The organism is Actinosynnema sp. NPDC002837 (assembly GCF_040295345.1).
Lineage (GTDB): Bacteria > Actinomycetota > Actinomycetes > Mycobacteriales > Pseudonocardiaceae > Actinosynnema.
Window position 1 is genome coordinate 1 of sequence record NZ_JBEOVG010000134.1, and the last position, 18748, is coordinate 18748.

Annotated in this window: 14 protein-coding genes; 10 read left to right on the top strand and 4 right to left on the bottom strand. The window is 73.4% G+C overall.

Annotation, left to right across the window (positions count from 1 at the left end; translation table 11 throughout):
* Positions 1–149: 149 nt before the first annotated feature.
* Positions 150–791: a hypothetical protein gene (locus ABTZ99_RS42365; RefSeq protein WP_498783616.1), complete on the bottom strand. Its 642-nt coding sequence runs from the start codon at positions 789–791 to the stop codon at positions 150–152.
* 201 nt (positions 792–992) lie between these two features.
* On the opposite strand from ABTZ99_RS42365, the gene ABTZ99_RS42370 reads away from it, so the two are divergent.
* Complete coding sequence (locus tag ABTZ99_RS42370; protein ID WP_498783614.1) at positions 993–1784, top strand: SAM-dependent methyltransferase; 792 nt, start codon at positions 993–995, stop codon at positions 1782–1784.
* Positions 1785–2132: 348 nt separating this feature from the next.
* On the top strand, positions 2133–3395 hold the full coding sequence (locus ABTZ99_RS42375; protein WP_499618718.1) for a hypothetical protein: 1263 nt from the start codon (positions 2133–2135) through the stop codon (positions 3393–3395).
* A 146-nt stretch (positions 3396–3541) separates the two neighbouring features.
* Here the strand turns inward: ABTZ99_RS42375 and ABTZ99_RS42380 are convergent, their stop codons facing one another.
* Positions 3542–4705, bottom strand: a complete 1164-nt coding sequence (locus tag ABTZ99_RS42380) for a nucleotide disphospho-sugar-binding domain-containing protein (RefSeq protein WP_499618721.1) — start codon at positions 4703–4705, stop codon at positions 3542–3544.
* Positions 4706–4715: 10 nt separating this feature from the next.
* A complete protein-coding gene (locus tag ABTZ99_RS42385) occupies positions 4716–5057 on the bottom strand; it encodes a thioredoxin domain-containing protein (protein ID WP_499618723.1) in 342 nt (113 codons plus the stop codon).
* A 105-nt stretch (positions 5058–5162) separates the two neighbouring features.
* On the opposite strand from ABTZ99_RS42385, the gene ABTZ99_RS42390 reads away from it, so the two are divergent.
* On the top strand, positions 5163–8318 hold the full coding sequence (locus tag ABTZ99_RS42390; RefSeq protein ID WP_499618724.1) for an AfsR/SARP family transcriptional regulator: 3156 nt from the start codon (positions 5163–5165) through the stop codon (positions 8316–8318).
* A gap of 71 nt (positions 8319–8389) precedes the next feature.
* Here ABTZ99_RS42390 and ABTZ99_RS42395 read toward each other — a convergent pair whose 3' ends face one another.
* Positions 8390–11290, bottom strand: a complete 2901-nt coding sequence (locus ABTZ99_RS42395; protein WP_499618726.1) for a ThuA domain-containing protein — start codon at positions 11288–11290, stop codon at positions 8390–8392.
* A 202-nt stretch (positions 11291–11492) separates the two neighbouring features.
* Between ABTZ99_RS42395 and ABTZ99_RS42400 the strand changes: the two genes are divergently transcribed.
* The 7 genes from ABTZ99_RS42400 (at position 11493) to ABTZ99_RS42430 (ending at position 18605) form a co-directional block, all read left to right on the top strand.
* A complete protein-coding gene (locus tag ABTZ99_RS42400) occupies positions 11493–12647 on the top strand; it encodes a DegT/DnrJ/EryC1/StrS family aminotransferase (RefSeq protein ID WP_499618728.1) in 1155 nt (384 codons plus the stop codon).
* 10 nt (positions 12648–12657) lie between these two features.
* Positions 12658–13368: a class I SAM-dependent methyltransferase gene (locus ABTZ99_RS42405; RefSeq protein ID WP_499618730.1), complete on the top strand. Its 711-nt coding sequence runs from the start codon at positions 12658–12660 to the stop codon at positions 13366–13368.
* Positions 13369–13383: 15 nt separating this feature from the next.
* The gene (locus ABTZ99_RS42410; RefSeq protein ID WP_498783598.1) at positions 13384–14769 is read left to right on the top strand and encodes an NDP-hexose 2,3-dehydratase family protein; all 1386 of its coding nucleotides are present in this window, start codon (positions 13384–13386) and stop codon (positions 14767–14769) included.
* Positions 14769–15776 (top strand): Gfo/Idh/MocA family protein, encoded by a 1008-nt coding sequence (locus ABTZ99_RS42415; protein WP_499618732.1) that lies wholly within the window; start codon positions 14769–14771, stop codon positions 15774–15776. Before ABTZ99_RS42410 ends, ABTZ99_RS42415 begins: the two co-directional genes overlap by 1 nt.
* A 70-nt stretch (positions 15777–15846) precedes the next feature.
* Complete coding sequence (locus ABTZ99_RS42420) at positions 15847–16434, top strand: NADPH-dependent FMN reductase (protein WP_498783594.1); 588 nt, start codon at positions 15847–15849, stop codon at positions 16432–16434.
* A gap of 40 nt (positions 16435–16474) precedes the next feature.
* A complete protein-coding gene (locus ABTZ99_RS42425; RefSeq protein WP_498783592.1) occupies positions 16475–16981 on the top strand; it encodes a pyridoxamine 5'-phosphate oxidase family protein in 507 nt (168 codons plus the stop codon).
* A gap of 28 nt (positions 16982–17009) precedes the next feature.
* Positions 17010–18605, top strand: a complete 1596-nt coding sequence (locus ABTZ99_RS42430) for an MFS transporter (RefSeq protein ID WP_499618735.1) — start codon at positions 17010–17012, stop codon at positions 18603–18605.
* The last annotated feature ends 143 nt before the right edge of the window (positions 18606–18748 follow it).

Genomic DNA, 18748 nt, shown 5'->3' on the forward strand with positions numbered 1-18748 from the left:
TTCCCGCCAGGCCTGCCCGGCTTTGGCCTGCCTGGGGTGCCCGTAAGGGCCCCATGTCAAATCGAGCCGAACGAGACCACCACCGCCCCGCCCAAACCCAACCCACACAACCCAGCCAACCAGCCCCACCCCACCCAAGCCGCTAGCCGCTAAGCGCTCATCCTCCAATGCACCACGTACCCAGCCGCCTCCGCCGCGATCAACGCGTCCAACTTGGCCAGGTTCGTCCGCCGGGACATCCGGAACGCCCGCCCCCGCCGCGCGTCCAACACCAACGGCACGACCTCCGGCGTCGCGCCCGGCAACGTGTCGGGCATCGCCTGCTGCAGGATCCGCAACCCGATGTTGGCCGCCTCCTGCGTCATCGGCGTCTCCTTGACGTACACCAACACCGCGGCTCGCGACCCGTCCGGCATCCGCAACCCCAAGTGCGGCCGGACCCGCAACGCCAGGTCACCCGTCCGCCACTTGGCCGCCGACGTGGGCACACCGGTCGCCCTGGTCGACCGCAACCACGGCAGGAACCCCTCCCGCAGCTCCTCGTACGCCCGAGGCTGCCCGGCCCGAGGCTGTCGGTGCGCCGCCTCGACCGCCTTGTCCAACTCCGCGGCCGGGTCGGGCGAGTTGGCCGCCCGCCTCATGGCGTCCCGCATCGGGTTGTAGAACCCGGCCACCCACTGCTCGGACGACAGGTAGATGCGCCGCTGCTCGGACACGATGCTGATCCGGCCACGCTGACCGCTCATGACGTACTCGGTGAAGGACAGGGCGGTGACGCTGATCGGCTCCACGACAAGCTCCCCTCGCACGCGCTCGAACTCGTGTTCGATTCTACCGAGGGGGTCCGACAATCCGGGGCCCGCGAACGGGGTATCCGCAGGTAGCACGCGATCGGCCTAGTCTCGGAGGCACGCCCACCACCTGCCTCTGACACCACTCGACCGCCCACACCCACCGCCGCCTAAGCTGCCGGCCGGGGGAAGGAGCAATCCGTGGGTGAACGACCGGACATCGACCTGACCAGGCCGAGCGCGGCCCGGGTGTACGACTACTACCTCGGCGGCGCGCACAACTTCGCCGTCGACCGCGAGATGGCCGAGCAGGCGATCTCGATGTGGCCGGAGCTGCCGCTGATCATGCAGGCCAACCGGGCGTTCCTGCGCCGCGCCGTCCAGTTCTGCGTGAGCACGGGCGTGACCCAGTTCCTCGACCTCGGCTCCGGCATCCCGACCGTGGGCAACGTCCACGAGGTCGCCCGCGACGCCGACCCCACCGCACGCGTGGTCTACGTCGACAACGACCCGATCGCCGTGACCTACAGCCGCACGATCCTCGGCGACGACCCGCGGACCACCGTCGTCCAGGAAGACCTCCGCCACCCGGACGAGGTGCTCGCCGACCCGGTGGTCGCCCGCACGCTCGACTTCGACCAGCCGATCGCGGTGATGATGGTCGCGGTGCTGCACTTCGTCCAGGACGACCCGGCGAAGATCATCTCCGCCTACCGGGACGCCGTGCCGCCGGGCAGCTACCTGGTCATCTCGCACGCCACGCACGACGGCCAGGACACCCAGGCCGACGACCACACCGACCTGTACCGACGGCGCACCGCCACTCCGATGACCATGCGCTCCAAGCCCGAGGTCGAGGCGTTGTTCGAGGGCTACGAGCTGGTCGAGCCGGGCGTCGTGCACCTCCCGCTGTGGCGTCCTGCCTCGCCGGAAGACGTCGGCGAGCACCCGGAGCGCTTCGCCGGCCTCGCCGCCGTGGGCCGCAAGCTCTGACACCCGACACACACCGACACCCCCACACGACACCCCGACACCCCGCCACCCCGACGCCCCCACAACCCGAACCCGACGAGTTCGCACCTTCGAGTGATCGAGCCCCACCGGCCATCACCGCTGTTGTAGTTTTGTGACCTGGCAGGTGCGGCTGCCACCGAGGCTCCTCCTGACCCGGATGGAGTGGGTGCCTCCAGAGCGCGTTCCAACGAGAACGTGTCCCGCGTGTCCGCCTCTTCCCCGGGGTTCGACGCCAGTGCGTTCGCGCGTCTGCGTGTTCGAGCAGTCGCGTGTTCACGCGTGGTCGAGCCCGTGGCGTCGACCGGGTGGCGTCCGCGGAGGTTCCTCGTGTCCACAAGCTCCCTGGCCAAGCGCTACTGGTGCACCGGCGAGACACCGAACATGGTGCGCAGGCAACGCGGCGGCGCCCAGCCCGACTCCCTCGTGCCCAGCGCCTGCCTGCCGGGCCAACGCCGGTTCGAGGCGTCGCTCCTGGCGGCGGCCAACCGCGCGATGGCGGGCATGCGCCGGCGTGGCGACTCCCTGCGGCCGACGGCCCTGGTGAGCCGCGTGCGGCCGGACGCGAAGGTGCTCGGCCTGCGGGTCCACGACGCCGCGCTGGACCAACTCCTGACCGAGGCCCTCCCGGTCGTCGCCGGCGACCGGGTCCGCGGCGTGCCCGGCCTGCGCGCGCACCCGCGGCGCAACCACCTCGACCTGCGTTCACCGGACGGCGAAGTGCGCCTCCTCGGCGTGACGCGGGAGCGCTGGCGTCGAGCCGTCGCCACGGGCCTGCCGGTCGACCTGGCCCTGACCGACCACCTCGACCCCCGCGAGGCCCAACCACCACCCGACGTGCCCGCCGACCTGATGAGCGGCGTGCTCCGCCGGCTGCCGCTGTGGCGCGGCGCCGCCTGGCTGGACGGCGTCGTCGTAGGCGACGTCCTGGAGCTGTACTGGCGAGGCGGCCCGCCGAGCGAGTCGGTCGCCGCGATCCTGGCCGGTTCCACGTGCGGCATCCCCGCGTCGGCGGCCGTCCCGTACCGCTTCCGCAACGCCGTGCGCGGCGTGGCCCTGTCCGCCGCCGACGCGCGAGCCGTGGCGAAGCCGGCCGAACCGGAGTGGGCGTGGGTCGGGTGGACCGCCGCCACCGCACCCGGCCCCGCCGTGGCCGAACGCGCGGTGCGCCCCACCGTCCACCCGCGCCCCGACCTGCCCGACGTGTGGGAGCAGCACGACATGCGGGAGGCGTTGGCGTTGCGCGACATCACCACCGTCTACCGGCTCCTGACGCACCACGGCGTGCCGCGCGACCGGATCGCCGCGCTGACCGGCCAACCGGACCACGACGTCGACCGGATCCTCTCCGGCGCCAAGGTCGAGTCCTACGACACCCTGACCGACATCGCCAACGGCCTCGGCATCCCACCGGGCTACATGGGCTTGGCGCACGACGAACCGACCGACCCCGAATCCCCGTGCGACTGCGCGAACCTGGACGAACGCGCGAAACGCGACCGCTTCCTCGCCCACGCCGCCCTCGTGACCGTCGGAACCACCACGACCTGGGGCTGCCAAGCCACCAGCTGCCGCTCCGCCCGCCCCGTCTGACCCCCACCCCACCTGACCCCACCCCACCTGCCCCCACCGCGGACCTGAGCGGGTGACCGCAACCCCCAGCGTCCACGTCTGCGGGATCCTGACCAGACTGGACATCATTCAACCCGCGCGACCACCAACCATCCGATCGGAACTGATCAAGCGTCGGAATGCCGGCCGGTGCCGATCAGGAAGCCGGAGTCGGACCGCCTCGGGCGGGGCGCGCCAGCGACCAGCGCCGCCAGGTCGGCCACCACGCGGGCCGGGCTGGGTTGCTCGCCGATCTCCGTGGCCACCGCCTCCGCCGCCGTCCGGTAGGCGCGGGTCGCGAGGAGTTCGGCGCAGGTGTCGGCGATCGCGGCGGGGGTGAGGTCGGCGGACAGGCTCATGCCCGCACCCGCGCGGACCACCGCGTCGGCGTTGTCCAACTGGTCGTCGAACTGCGGTAGGACCAGTTGGGGACAGCCCGCCTCCAGGGCGGTCAGCGACGTGCCCTGGCCGCCGTGGTGGATGACGGCGTCGCAGGCGGCTGCGGCTTGGGCCAAGGGGATGTGGCCTGCGTGGAGGACGGCGTCCGGAAGGGACGACCAGGTCGCGGCGACGTCGTCGGCCACCGCGACGACGAGCTCGAAACCGTGGCCCGCCAATCGTTCCAGGGTCCCGGCCACCAAATCCGGCACACCCGCCGCACCCAGGCGCGGCACCACGGTACCCAGGGTCAGGCAGACGCGAGGGCGCGAGCGCGGGCGCAGCGCCCAGTCCGGCACGCGCGCGTCGCCGTTGTACGACACGTGGCGCAGGCTGCTGTGCCCGCGTGCGTGCTCCAACCGCAGGCTCGGCGGCCACGGGTCGAGCACCAGGTCGGGCTCGGGGAGCGGGCCGAGCCGCGCCGCCGCGGCCTCGCGGTACTCGGTCAGCTCGGCCACTCCCCAGCGCAGTTCGACCAGGGGCACCCCGTGGGCCGCGGCGGCGACCGGGCCCGCGGCTTCGGCGCGCTCGCTCACCACGACGTCCGGCCGCCAGGAGCGCACCAGCTCCGCCGTGCCGTCCAGGCCGCTCTCCGCGATCCGGGCGAACACCCGGCCGTGGGCCGACCGCCGCCGGGCGTGGGTGTCGGACACCGCGTCGGCGGCGCCCAAAGCCACGAAGTCCGCGGGCGGACCGCACGGCACCGCCGGCAGACCGGCGCGCACGACCACCGGCACGAAGTGCTCGGCGGTCGCGACCAGCACCTCGTGACCCGCCGCCCGGCACGCCCAGGCGAGCGGCACGAGGGTGAAGAAGTGCCCGGACAAACCCACGCTCGTGAAAAGGATGCGCATGCGCGGGCCCTTATGCGGAACGCCGCAGACGATTAGCGGCGGCGACACGCGCGGCCGCTGCCTCGGCGCGGTGATCCGGGTGGCGGCCGACCGCGACGTGCGCCACCGAATCCGCCGCGTCGATTCCGGCCGCCCCGCGCCACCACACCCGGGTGAACGGCAGGTTGACAGAAGCTGTCGGCACCGCCGTCCCGTCGAGGTCGGCGCCCGTCAAATCGGCCGGCGTCACGGGGGACATCTCGTCGCCCACGGCGGTGAACTCCCGCACCCGATCGCCCGCTCCGTTTTCCGGGTCGAGCGGTGTCGCCGGGAGGCCTCGTAATGTCGTCGCGCCGACGTGCTCGTGGCTCATCGCGGCAAATTCCTCCGACTCGGATCGGTGGTTTCGGCAACCCCATCCTGTTTCCCCGGCGGATCGCGCCGCATCTCCCGGCGTGCGAAGCGTTATCGTGCTCACGTGCGGTTCGACGTGCTCGGTCCACTGGCCGTCTGGACGGATGCGGGCGCGCCGGTAGCGGTGCCCGGCGTGAAGGTGCGCGCACTGCTGGCCGACCTCGTCGCGCACCGCGGCGAGCTGATCCCGACCGCGCGCCTCATCGACGACCTGTGGGGCGAGGCGCTGCCGGGCAACCCGCAGTCGGCGTTGCAGGTCAAGGTCTCCCAGCTGCGCAAAGCGCTCGCCGACGCCGAGCCAGGCGCCCGCGCCCTGGTCGTCTCCCGGCCGCCGGGCTACCTGCTCGACGTGCCGCCGGGGTGCACCGACGTCGGCCGGTTCCACGCCCTCACCGCGCGTGCCGCCGCGGCCGACCCGGCGACCAGGGCGGCCCTGCTGGCCGAGGCGCTCCAGCTGTGGCGCGGCCCGGCGCTGGCGGACTTCGCCGACGAGCCGTTCGCCCGGCCGGTCACCGCGCGGCTGGAGGAGGACCGCCTGACGGCGGTGGAGCTGTGGGTCGAGGCGCGGCTGGAGCTGGGCGAGCACACCGGGCTGGTGGCCGAGCTGGAAGACCTGGTCGCCCGGTACCCGCTGCGCGAGCGCCTGCGCGCGGCGCACGTGCGAGCCCTCTACGGCGCGGGCAGGCAGAGCGCGGCGCTGGCCAGCTACGGCGAGCTGCGCGAACGGCTGGCCGACGAGCTGGGCCTCGATCCCAGCGCCGGGCTGACGGCGCTGCACCAAGCCGTCCTCACCCGGGATCCCGCGCTGGACGCGGCGGCGCCCGCGCCGCGCGGCAACCTGCCCGCCCAGCTGAGCGACCTGGTCGGCCGGGACGACGACCTGGACGGGGTGCGGTCGGCCCTCGGCGCGGCGCGGCTGGTCACGCTCACCGGCCCCGGCGGGGTCGGCAAGACCCGCCTCGCGGTGGAGACGGCGGCCCGGCTCACCGCGGCGTACCCGGACGGCGTGTGGCTCGTGGAGCTGGCGCCGCTGACCGCCGCCACGCCCGAACCGCTGGTGGAGGCGGTGACCGCGGCGCTGGGGCTGCGCGACGACGCGGCCGTGGGGCAGCCGTTGGACCCGGTCGCGCGGCTGGCGGACGCGTTGCGCGCCAGGGAACTGCTGCTCGTGCTGGACAACTGCGAGCACGTCGTCGAGCCCGCCGCCGAGCTGGTGGACCGGTTGCTGCGAGCCGCGCCCCGGCTGCGGGTCCTGGCGACCAGCCAGGAGCCGCTCGGCCTCGCGGGCGAGGTCCGGTGGGACGTGGCGCCGCTCGACCGCGCGGGCGCCGTCGAGCTGTTCGTCGCGCGGGCGGCGGCGGCCTCGCCCGGGTTCCGGCTCGACGACGACAACGCCGGGGACGTCGCCGTGCTGTGCCGTCGGCTCGACGGCATCCCCCTCGCGCTGGAACTGGCGGCCAACCGGGTGCGGGCGCTCGGCGTGTCCGGCCTGGTGGAGCGGCTCGACGACCGGTTCCGGCTGCTCGCCACCGGCTACCGGGGCGCCGCTCCCCGGCAGCGGACCCTGCGGGCGATGATCGACTGGAGCTGGGACCTGCTCTCGGGTCCCGAGCGCGCGGTCCTGCGCAGGCTCGCCCGCCACGGTGAGAGCGCGACGCTCGAAGCCGCCGAGGCCGTGTGCGCGGGCGGCGAGGTGGCCGCGGCCGACGTCCTCGACCTCCTGACGCGGCTGGTGGACCGGTCGCTGGTGGTGCCGGTCGAGGCGCGCGGCCCGCGGTACCGGCTGCTGGAGTCGGTCGCCGCGTACTGCCTGGACCAGCCGGGCGAGGCGGGCGAGGCGGACGCGGTGCGACTGAGGCACCGCGAGTACTACTTGGGGCTGGCCGAACGGGCGGAGCCGCACCTGCGCGCGGGCGACCAGCGGCGCTGGCTGGAGCGGCTGGACCGGGAATCGGCGAACCTGCGCGCGGCGTTCGACGGGGCCGTCCGCGACGGCGACCGGGACACGGCGCTGCGGCTGGCGACCGCGTTGGCCTGGTACTGGTGCCTGCGTGGTCGGTTCGCCGAGGCACGCCGGTCCCTCGACGCCGCGGCGGGCTCCGGCGGGGCCCCTCCGCTGGTGGCGGCGGCGCTGGCGTGGCGCACCGGGATCGCGATCCTGCAGGGCGACAGCACCGACCGGACGGCGCGGATCGCCCGGGTCGTGGAGCTGTTCGAGCGGATCCCCGAGGGCCGGGCCAGGGCGTTCTGGTTCCTCGACTACGCGGTGTCGCGCACCGGGGACGTCGCCGCGGAGGGGGACCTGGTCAACCGCGCGCTCGCCGAGTTCGAGGCGGCGGGCGACCGCTGGGGCACGGCCGCGGCGCTGAGCACCCGGGCCGGCCAGGCGCTCGCCCGCGGCGACCTGGCCACGCTCGACCGCGACGGCAGGCGGAGCGCGGCGCTGTTCGCCGAGGTGGGGGACCGGTGGGGGCAGTCGAGGGCGTCCGCGGCGCTGGCCGCGCTCGCCGAGATCGGCGGCGACTACGCGCGCGCGGCGCGGCTGCACCAGGAGGGGCTGCGGGCGGCCGAGCAGCTCGGGCTGTGGCCGGAGGTCGTCGACCGGCTCAACGGCCTCGGCCGGGTGGCGCTGCTGACCGGCGACTTCGCGACCGCGCGGGAGTCGCACGGGCGGGCGCTGCGGATGGCGGCCGAGCAGAACGCGAAGACCGCCGAGGTGAGCGCGGAACTCGGCCTGGCGCTGGGCGCGCGCCGCGAGGGCGACCTCGACGGCGCCGAGGTCCGGCTGTGCCGCCTGCTGGAGTGGAGCCGGGGCTCGGACTTCGCCGAGGGGGTCGGGCACGCGCTGGTGGTGGCCGAGCTGGGGTTCGTCGCCGAACTCCGCGGCGACCCGGCCGAGGCGGCGGCCCACCACCTGACGGGCCTGGGGATCGCGCGGAAGTCGGGCGACCCCCGCGCGGTGGCGCTGGCGCTGGAGGGCATGGCGGGCGCCGTGACGCTCGCCGGGCGGGCCGAGGCCGGTGCGCTCCTGCTGGGCGCGGCGACCGCGGCCCGGGAATCGGTCGGCGCCCCGCTCCCGCCCGCCGAACGGGGCGACTACGACCGGGTGTCCGCCCGGCTCGAAGGGGCCCTCGACCCCGCCGCGCTCGCCGCGGCGCTGTCCCGCGGCGCGACCCTGACCGCCCGGGAGATCGACGAGGTCCTCGCCCCGACCGGGTGAGTCCCGGGCGGGACACGACACCGCGAACGGGGCGGTGCCGCGAGCAGGCACCGCCCCGTTCGCGGTCGTCATCAGCCCTTCGTGAAGGTCACCTTGTCCACGGTCAGCACGCCGGGCGGGCCTCCCACCACGAAGTACAGCGGTTCCGTGCCGGGCGGGGGCGTGAACGCGGGCAGCGCCACGTCCACGTAGGTGTCCAGGTCGCCGGTCGACGGCACCTCCACCGTGCCCAGCGCCGCGCCGCCGACCTCGTGGTACTGGACGGTGATCGTGGCGCCGGGCGCGGTGGCGGACACCCGGAACGAGACACCCGTGACGCCGGTCAGGTCCACGCGGTCGAGCTTCAGCCAGTCGTCCTGCTCCAGGTCGCCCACCCTCGCGCCACCTCCGGCCGGCAGCGGCGTGACCCTCGGGCCGAAGGCCTCCGCGACCGACTCCGCCTCCCACTCCAGGGCGTGCACCACGTGGCTCGCCGAGCCCGTGAGCCGCGGGGTCCCGGTGTCGGTGTAGACGGCCGTGAGGGTGCCGCCGCCGCGGGGGAGGATGACCGATCCCTCGCAGCCGGAGCCCCGCGCCGCGACCCGCCCGTCGACGGTGTACTCGACGCGGACCCTGGCGCAGTCGACCGCGCGGTCGTCGGACACCGCGACGCTGAACGGCACGGTCTCGCCCGGTGCGGCGATCACGCCGTCGCCCGGGGAGGTCAACGTCACCGCCGGGCGCGTGTTGCCCGCGACCGCGGTCGTCCGCTCGACGGTCGAGCGGCCCGTGGTGTCGGTGACCTTCAGCGTCACGCGGTACTCGCCCGGCCTGGCGTACCGGTGCCGGAGCTCGCCCGCCCGCGTCGAGTCCACCCGGCCGTCGCCGTCGACGTCCCACTCGTAGCGCAGCGCGTCGCCGTCCGGGTCGTGGGTGCCCGCCGGGTGGAGGACCACCTCGCGCGGGTCGGCTCCCGGCCGCGTGGTCACCTCCACCTCGGGCGCCCGCCTGCCCTTCGCGTAGTCCACGCGGTGCAGGCCGGCGCCGTCCAGCACGTACAGCGAGCCGTCCGGGCCGAACTCCGCGTCCGTCGGGCCGGCGAACCGCTGGAACGGGCGGATCTCACCGTCCGGGCGGAGTTCCTTCACCCAACCGCGGTCGCGGTCCAGCACGAACGCCGAACCGTCGTACTCGGGTGGGAACGCCGTCTCGGAGGTCGAGCCGGACCGGTAGGTCGGTCCGCTCATCGGCGCCTCGCCGCCGTTGCCGAACGGCGGCGTCGACCCGCCGGTCGTCAGCTCCGGCACCGACTCCCCGTCGTAGGCCGGCGACGCGGGGACCGCCGGCGGCAGGTCGACCAGCCCGGTGTTGTGCGGACTCGTGTTGCGCGGAGCGGCGCAGTCGAACGGCGTCCCGGCCACGGCGTAGGGCTGGTTGGCCCCGGCGCAGTACGGCCAGCCGAGGTTGCCGGGCGCGGTGAGCCTGGTCAGCTCGGCCTGCCCTGCCGGGCCGTGCTCCGGGTCGGGCGCGCCCGCGGCCGGTCCGTGGTCGGCCACCAGGACCGAGCCGGTCGGCCGGTCGACGGAGAACCGCACGGGGGCGCGCAGCCCCATGGCGTAGATCTCCGGCCGCGTCTTCGGCGTGCCCGGCGGGAACAGGTTGCCCGCGGGGACGGTGTAGCCGCCGTCGCGGCCGACGGTGACCCGGAGCAGCTTGCCGCTCAGGCTGTCGGTGCTCCCGGCCGTGCGCCGGGCGTCCCGCGTCGCGTGTCCCGGCCGCTCGTCGAGGGGCGCGTACCCGGCCGACCCGGTGGTGTCGGTGTCGTCACCGGTGGACACCAGCAGGTTGCCGTCCCGGTCGAACCCCAGGTCACCACCGCCGGGCGCGTCGATGACGCGCTGCTCGCCGCGGCGGTCGAGCACGTGGCCGCGCAGCGGGAAGCGGGAGACGTGGTCGTCGAGGTAGACGTAGACCCAGCGGGGTGACGCCGGGTCGACGGCGATGCCGTGCAGGTGGCCGCGGAACGCGGCGGCGCGGTTCGTGGTCCCGTCGGCGCCGGTCAACCACACCTGCCCGTCCGGCGCGGCGTGCAGCACGCCGCGGTCCGGCAGCACGGCCAGGGACGTCGACCCGGAACCCCCGGCGAGCGTCGTCCGGGCGAAGTCCCGCGCGGGCCGCGTGGCCCGACCGCCGCAGTCACCCGGCTCCTGCCCGTTGGCGTACTGGATGCCGCCGAGCAGGTGCGCGCGGAACGCGGGGTCGGCGTAGGTCTCGATGCTGTGGCCGAGGTTGGTGTACCAGGCCCGCCCGGCCGCGGGCTCGCGGCACCAGGTGACGGGGTGGTCGCCCATCGCGCCGGGACCCGGCTGGTAGGTGGACTCGTCGAGCGAGGCGAGCACGTGCGCGTCCTGCCGGACGCTGCCGTAGAAGTTCCACCACTCCTCGGTGAACTCCCACTCGGCGGGCAGGTGCGCCGTCGACGGGTGGTCCCGGTCCTCCACCCGGATGGTGGCGCGCTGGGTCTCGGGGAACCGCGGCGGGTACGGGTGCGAGTGGTAGAACGTGCCGACCAGCTCGTTGTAGTACCAGGGCCAGTTGGACTCCATGCCCGCCGGCCCGTGCACGCCGACGTAGCCGCCGCCACCGGTGATGTACCGCTCGAAGGCCGCGCGCTGCGCGTCGGTGAAGCTGGGCGCGATCACGTTGAGCCACACCACGGCGTCGTACGCGGCCAGCCCCTCGTCGGTGAAGACGGCGGACTCGCGGGTTTCGTCAACCGTGAATCCGTGCTGGGCGCCCATTTCACGAATTGCGGCTATACCGTATTCGATCGAGGCGTGCCGGAGGTCGGGGTGGCCCGTCTGGTGGAAGACCAGCACGCGCACCGGGTCCTGCTGCGCCGAGGCGGGCGCGCTCATCCCGCCCACTACCACGAACAGCGCCGACAGCAGCGCCGCAAAGCGCCAGGGTCGTGTTCCGCCAACGATCGGCACGTCGTGCCTCCTCCTTCGGGCCGGTCCGTCCGCCGCTATTCCTAGTCGGTGCGACCGGCCGTGTCTTGTCCGGAAATGCGGAATCGGCGGAATCGCGGGCGTGGTACGTGCGGGTGAAATTACCGCAACGCAGAAGATGTTCGATCGCCGCACAAAGACCAAACTGGCTGCCGTCCCGCATCTTCGGTGGTTGGAGCTGTCCATGATCAACGTGTTTCAGCCGAGTCTCGGCGACGAGGAGGCCGAGGCCGTCCGCGAGGTCTTCGCCACCAACTGGCTGGGATACGGGCCCCGCACCAGGGCGTTCGAAGCCGAGTTCGCCGCACACCTGGGAGTGTCCTCCGACCAGCTGATCTTCATCAACTCCGCCACCTCCGGCCTCTTCCTGGCCACCGAGCTGCTCGGCCTCGGCCCGGCCGACGACGTGGTGGTGCCCGCGATCTCCTTCGTGGCCAACGGCAACGCCATCCTGTCCTCCGGCGCGCGCCCGGTGTTCTGCGACGTCGACCCGCACACGCTCAACCCGTCGGTCGAGGACGTCGAGCGGGCGCTGACGCCGCGGACCAAGGCCGTGATGGTGCTGCACTACGGCGGCTTCCCCGGCGACATCGCCGCGATCGCGCAGCTGTGCCAGGAGCGCGGCGTGGTGCTCATCGAGGACACCGTCGGCTCCATCTCGTCCCACGTGGACGGCAAGATGTGCGGCACCTTCGGCGACATCGCGATCTGGAGCTTCGACTCCCGGAAGATCATCTCCACCGGCGACGGCGGCATGATCTTCGTGCGCGACCCCGAGCTCCACGCGCGGGCGCACCGCCTCGCCTACCACGGCCTCGTGGACCGCAGCGCGTTCACCACCGCCTCGAAGTCGCCGAGCCACTGGTGGGGCCTGGACATCCAGGACGTCGGCCGCAGGCTGATCGGCAACGACGTCACCGCCGCGATCGGCAGCGTCCAGCTGCGCAAGCTGCCCGGGTTCATCGAGCGGCGCAGGCAGGTGTCCGCGCGCTACGACGAACTGCTCGCCGGGGTCGAGGGCATCCGCATCCCCCCGCCGGCGCCCGCCGGGCACGGCAGCTCGTACTGCTTCTACTGGGTGCAGATCGACCCGGCCATCCGCGACCAGGTCGCCGCGGACCTGCTGGAGCAGGGGATCTACACCAGCTTCCGGTACGAGCCGCTGCACAAGGTGCCCATCTACGGCGGGAGCGGGGAGCTGCCCGGCACCGATGTCGCCTCCGCCTCCACGCTGCTGCTGCCGCTGCACCAGGCGATCACGGACGACGAGGCCGAGACCGTGGCCACCGCGCTGGTGAACTCCGTCGCGAAGCGATCCAACTGGACCCGAGTAGCTTAGGGAGCTCCCCATGTTCGGCACCGACCTCGCCGCCGTCTACGACCTGGTGTACAGCGAGCGCGGGCAGGACTTCGCCAGCGAGGCGGAGCTGGTCACCACCCTGGTCCGGGACCGGGCTCCCGGCGCGGCGAGCCTGCTCGACGTGGGCTGCGGCACCGGCGAGCACCTCGTGACGCTGGCGAAGCACTTCACCCACGTCGAGGGCGTCGACCTGGCCGAGCCGATGGTGGCGGTGGCCAGGGCGAAGCTCCCCGACGTCGCCGTCCACATCGGCGACATGACCGCCCTCGACCTCGGCCGGACCTACGACGCGATCATCTCGCTGTCCGCGGCCGTCGCCTACCTGCCGTCCGCCGACGCGATGGGCATCGCGCTCAAGAACATGGCCTCGCACCTCGCGCCCGGCGGGGTGCTGGTCGTGGAGCCCTGGTACTTCCCGGAGAACTTCCTCGACGGGCACATCGCCGCCGACATCATCCGCGGCGCGGGCCGCACGATCTCACGGGTCTCGCGCAGCCGGGCCCAGGACGGCGCGACCCACATCGAGAGCCACTGGGTGGTGGCCGACGCGGACGCCATCCGCCACTTCACCGAGACGCACGTGTTCGGGCTGTGGACTCGCGAGCAGTACGACGCGGCCTTCGCCGCCGCGGGCTGCACCGCCGAGTACGTCCCCGACGTGCAGCTGGGTCGCGGTCTCTTCGTGGCCCGGCAACGCTAGAGAAAGGGCAACGACATGACCTCGCCGGCCGAACTCCAGCCCCGCGACGACGCCGAACTGCCCCGCCGCTTCGCGCACTCGGCGTCGGTGGCGTCCGCGGGCGCCTGGATGCGGACCATGCGCTTCTACGAGTGGCTCGCCCAGCGTGGCCGCCAGCACCGGTTCCAGGTGGACCGGATCCCGTTCGACGGGCTGGTCGGCTGGTCGTTCGACCCCGACTCCGGCAACCTGGTGCACCAGAGCGGCCGGTTCTTCACCGTCGAGGGGCTGCACGTCACGGTGGGGGACGGCCCGTTCCCCGAGTGGCAGCAGCCGATCATCCTGCAGCAGGAGGTCGGCATCCTCGGCATCCTCGTCAAGGAGTTCGGCGGGGTCCTGCACTTCCTCATGCAGGCCAAGATGGAGCCGGGGAACCCGAACCTGCTGCAGCTCTCGCCGACCGTCCAGGCCACCCGCAGCAACTACACGAAGGTCCACAAGGGCGCCGACGTGAAGTACCTCGAGTACTTCACCGACCCGGGCCGCGGCCGGATCCTGACCGACGTGCTGCAGTCCGAGCACGGGTCCTGGTTCCTCAGCAAGGCCAACCGGAACATGATCGTGGAGGCGCACGACGACGTGCCCCTCGACGACGACTTCTGCTGGCTCACCCTCGGCCAGATCGGCGAGCTGCTGCGCCAGGACAACATCGTCAACATGGACGCGCGCACCGTGCTGGCGTGCGCCCCGGTCGCGAACGACGAGCCGAGCGCGATCCACTCCGACACCGAGCTGCTGTCGTGGTTCACCGCGGAACGGTCCCGCCGCGAGGTCCAGGTGCGGCGGATCCCGCTGGCCGAGGTCCGCGACTGGGTCCACTCCCCGAACTCGATCGACCACGTGGACGGCAAGTACTTCCGGGTGGTGGCGGTGTCCGTGGAGGCGGGCAACCGGGAGGTCTCGGGCTGGACCCAGCCCTTGTTCGAGCCACGTGCGCGCAGCGTCGCGGCGTTCCTGACCAGGAGGTTCCACGGCGTGCCGCACCTGCTGGTGCACGCGCGGGTCGAGGCGGGCTTCCTCGACACCATCGAGCTGGGACCGACCGCGCAGTTCACCCCGGAGTACTACGCGCACCTCAAGGGCAAGCAGCGGCCGCCGTTCCTCGACCTGGTGAGCACCGCGCCCGCCTCGCGCATCCGCTACGAGGCGGTGCACTCCGAGGAGGGCGGCCGGTTCCTCAACGCCGAGAGCCGCTACGCCATCATCGAGGTCGACGAGAAGGACGTGCCCGCCGACCTGCCGCCCGGCTACCGCTGGGTCACCCCCGGCCAGCTCAACTCGCTGGTGCGCCACGGCCACTACGTCAACGTGCAGGCGCGCACGCTGCTGGCGGTCATCAACTCGCGGGCGGCCGAACTCTGATGGCGCCACTGCGGATCGGCGTCCTGGGCTGCGCCGACATCGCGGTGCGGCGGATGCTGCCCGCGTTCGCCGCGTCCGCCCTCACCGAGCTGTCGGTGGTGGCCAGCCGCAGTCCGGCGCGGGCGGCGGCGGTGGCGGGCGAGTACGGCGCCCGCGCCGTTGGGGACTACCGGGAGGTCCTCGCCGCCGCGGACGTCGACGCGGTCTACGTGCCGCTGCCCGCCGCGCTGCACGCGGACTGGGTCGAGGCGGCGCTGCTCGCGGGCAAGCACGTGCTCTCGGAGAAGCCGCTGACCACCGACGCCGGCCGGACCGCCCGGCTGTTGGCGCTCGCCCGCGCGCGGGGGCTGGCGCTGGTGGAGAACGTCATGTTCGTCCACCACTCCCAGCACGCGGCGGTGCGCGACCTGGTGGCGGAGGGCGCGATCGGCGAGCCGAGGGCGCTCACCGCGGCCTTCACCATCCCCCGGCTCCCACCGGGCGACATCCGCTTCCGGCCGGAGCTCGGCGGCGGCGCGCTCCTGGACACCGGCGTGTACCCGGTGCGCGCGGCCATGCACCTGCTCGGGACGGACCTGCGGGTCGTCGGGGCCACGCTGACCTCCGCGCCCGGGTTCGAGGTCGACACGGCGGGAGCGGCGCTGCTGTCCACGCCCGAAGGCGTCACCGCGCAGGTCACCTTCGGGCTCGACCACGGCTACCGGTCGGCCTACCAGCTGTGGGGGGCCGACGGGCGGCTGACGGTCGAGCCCGCGTTCACCCCGGCCGCCGACCACCGCCCGGTGATCCGGTTGACCCGGCGCTCCGGCACCGAGGAGATCGAGCTGGCGGCCGACGACCAGGTGGCCGCCGCGGTGGCGGCGTTCGCCCGCGCGGCGGCCACCGCGCGCACCGACGACGCGGCGCTGCACCAGGCGCGGCTGCTCGACGACATCCGGGACCAGGCCGGGAAGGCCGCGGTCGGGGACTTACCGCGCACCGCGACCGGCGCCGAAAGCGGATGGTAAGCCGACCGTAGGGCCCGGGGCGCATGGTGGGCACGACGACCACCGAGCCGACGACGAGGAAGTCCACCCGATGTCCGAGAGCCACCGCCTCCGCGTCGCGGTCATCATCGGCAGCACGCGGGTCGGCCGGTTCGGGCCCACCGTCGCCGAGTGGGTCAGCGCCAAGGCGCGCCGCAGGCACGACGTCGACGTCGACGTCATCGACCTCGCCGAGACGCGCCTGCCCGACCGGCTGGCCGACGAGGACACCACCCCGCCGCTCGCCGTGCGCGCCCTGGCGGGCAGGCTCGACCGCGCCGACGGGTTCGCGGTCGTCACCCCCGAGTACAACCGCAGCTTCCCGGCCCCGTTGAAGACCGTGATCGACTGGTTCTGCCGGGAGTGGCAGGCCAAACCGGTCACGATCATCTCCTACGGCCGGGACAACGGCGGCCTCAACGCCACCCGGCAACTGCGAGAGATCTTCACCGAGTTGCACGCCACGACCGTGCGCGACACCGTGGCGCTGGCCGACTACTGGACCTACTTCAACACGGACGGCACGTGGCCGAAACCGACGGCCGAGTGCAACGCGGCCGTCGACACGACCCTCGACCAGCTGGTCTGGTGGGCCGTGGCACTGCGCGACGCGCGCTTGGCGTCTCCCTACCCCGCCTGACCACCCGCATCCGAGAGAAAGTCCGAGAGGAGCAACGACGGTGAATGTCAACGAGCCGGCCTCCGCGCAGGTGCTGGGCACCGACGGGGGCAGGCCGGCGCCGTGGGCGGAGGCGCGCGAGCGGCTGGCCGGGGCGCGGTCGTACTGGACCGCGACGAGCCACCCGAGCGGGCGACCGCACATGCGGCCCGTGCTCGCGGTCTGGGTGGGCGACGCGCTGTACCTCTCGTCGGACCCGGGCGCCCGCAAGAGCCGCAACCTCGACGCCGACGCCCACTGCTCGATCGCGGCGACGTGCGACGACATGGACCTGGTCATCGAGGGCAAGGCCGTGCGGGTCACCGACCCCCAGCAGCTCAAGAACGTCGCCGCCGAGTACAAGGCGAAGTACGGCTGGCCGGTGACCATCGTGGACGCCGCGTTCACCGCCCCCTACGCGGCGCCGACCGCGGGCGACGGCCCGTTCGCCGTCTACGAGGTCGAGCCCGCCACCGTGTTCGGCTTCCCGACCAGCGACAAGTTCGCGCCCACCCGCTGGCGCTTCTGACGACGGCGATCGCTGGAAAGGAACGATCATGGACATCACACCGACCGAGTCCGGCGCCCTGGCCGGGCGCAAGGAGTGGCTGGGACTGGCCGTGCTGGCCCTGCCCACCATCCTGCTGGCGCTCGACTTCAGCGTCCTGTTCCTCGCCCTGCCCAACCTGAGCGCGGACCTGGCGCCCGACGGCGCGCAACAGCTGTGGATCATGGACATCTACGGCTTCATGATCGCCGGGTTCCTGGTCACCATGGGCACGCTCGGCGACCGCATCGGCAGGCGGAAGCTGCTGATGATCGGTGCGGTCGCCTTCGCTGCGGCCTCGGTGCTGGCGGCCTACTCGACGTCGGCGGAGATGCTGATCGCGACCCGGGCGCTGCTCGGCATCGCGGGCGCGACGCTCATGCCGTCCACGCTCTCGCTCATCACCACGATGTTCACCGACGGCAAGCAGCGCGCCGCGGCGATCGGCGTGTGGATGGCGTGCTTCATGGGCGGCACGGCGATCGGCCCGGTGATCGGCGGCGCGCTGCTGCAGTGGTTCTGGTGGGGCTCGGTGTTCCTGATGGGCGTGCCCGTCATGATCCTGCTGCTGGTGACCGCGCCCGTGCTGCTGCCCGAGCACCGCGACCCCGCCGGCGGCAAGCTCGACCTGGCCAGCGTCGCGCTGTCGCTGGCGGCGATCCTGCCGGTCATCTACGGCCTCAAGGAGTTCGCCAAGGACGGGTTCGCCGTCGTGCCGCTGGTGGCCGTCGTCCTCGGTGTCGTGTTCGGCGTGCTGTTCGTGCGCAGGCAGCGCAAGCTCCCCAACCCGCTGATGGAGGTGTCGCTGTTCGCCAACCGCGCCTTCAGCGGCGCGCTCGGCATCATGCTGCTCGGCGTCCTCACCGTCGGCGGGAGCACCCTGCTGTTCGCCGTGTACCTGCAGGACGTGCAGGACATGTCGCCGCTGCAGGCCGGTCTTTGGATGCTGCCGCACACCGCGGCGCAGATGATCGGCGTGGTGCTGGCGACGATGCTGGTCCGCACGATCCGGCCGGCCTTCGTGATCGCGGGCGGCCTGGTGATCGCGATCGTCGGCTTCCTGATCGTCTCGCAGGTGAGCGCCACGGGCGGGATCACGCTCGCCGTGGTCGGCTTGTCGGTCGCGTTCTTCGGCGGGGCGCCGATCGCGGGCCTCGGCGTCGACCTGATCGTGTCGTCCGCGCCGAGCGAGAAGGCGGGCTCGGCGTCGTCGATCTCCGAGACCAACATCGAGTTCGGCATGGCGCTCGGCGTCGCGGTGATGGGCAGCATCGGCGCGGCGGTCTACCGGAGCCGGATGGCGGACACCCCGCTGCCCGAGGGCGCCGCCGAGGCGGGCAACACCTTGTCGGGCGCCACCACCGCGGCGGCGGAACTGCCCGCCGAGGCGGGCGCGTCGCTGGTCGCCTCGGCCCGGGAGGCGTTCACGGCCGGTTTCGGCACTGCGGCCGCCGTGTGCGCGGCGATCGTCGCGGTCGTCGCCGTGCTGGCGGTGACCCTGCTCCGCCACGTCCCGGCGGCCGGCGCGGCCGAGGCGGACACCGCCGAGTCCGGTTCGGACGAGAAGAAGGCCACCTCCGACGAGGCGACCAACATCGAGGCGTAGGAACCCCCTGCCCCGAGTGGACGAAGAGGTGACCGCGCGATCCGCGGGGTACGGTTATACTTTTGGCGGCAAGGGCACAACCACAGCAGAAGGGGCGGACAGGGCGGGGTGGGGGATAGGGGGGGGGGGGGCCGGGGAGTGGG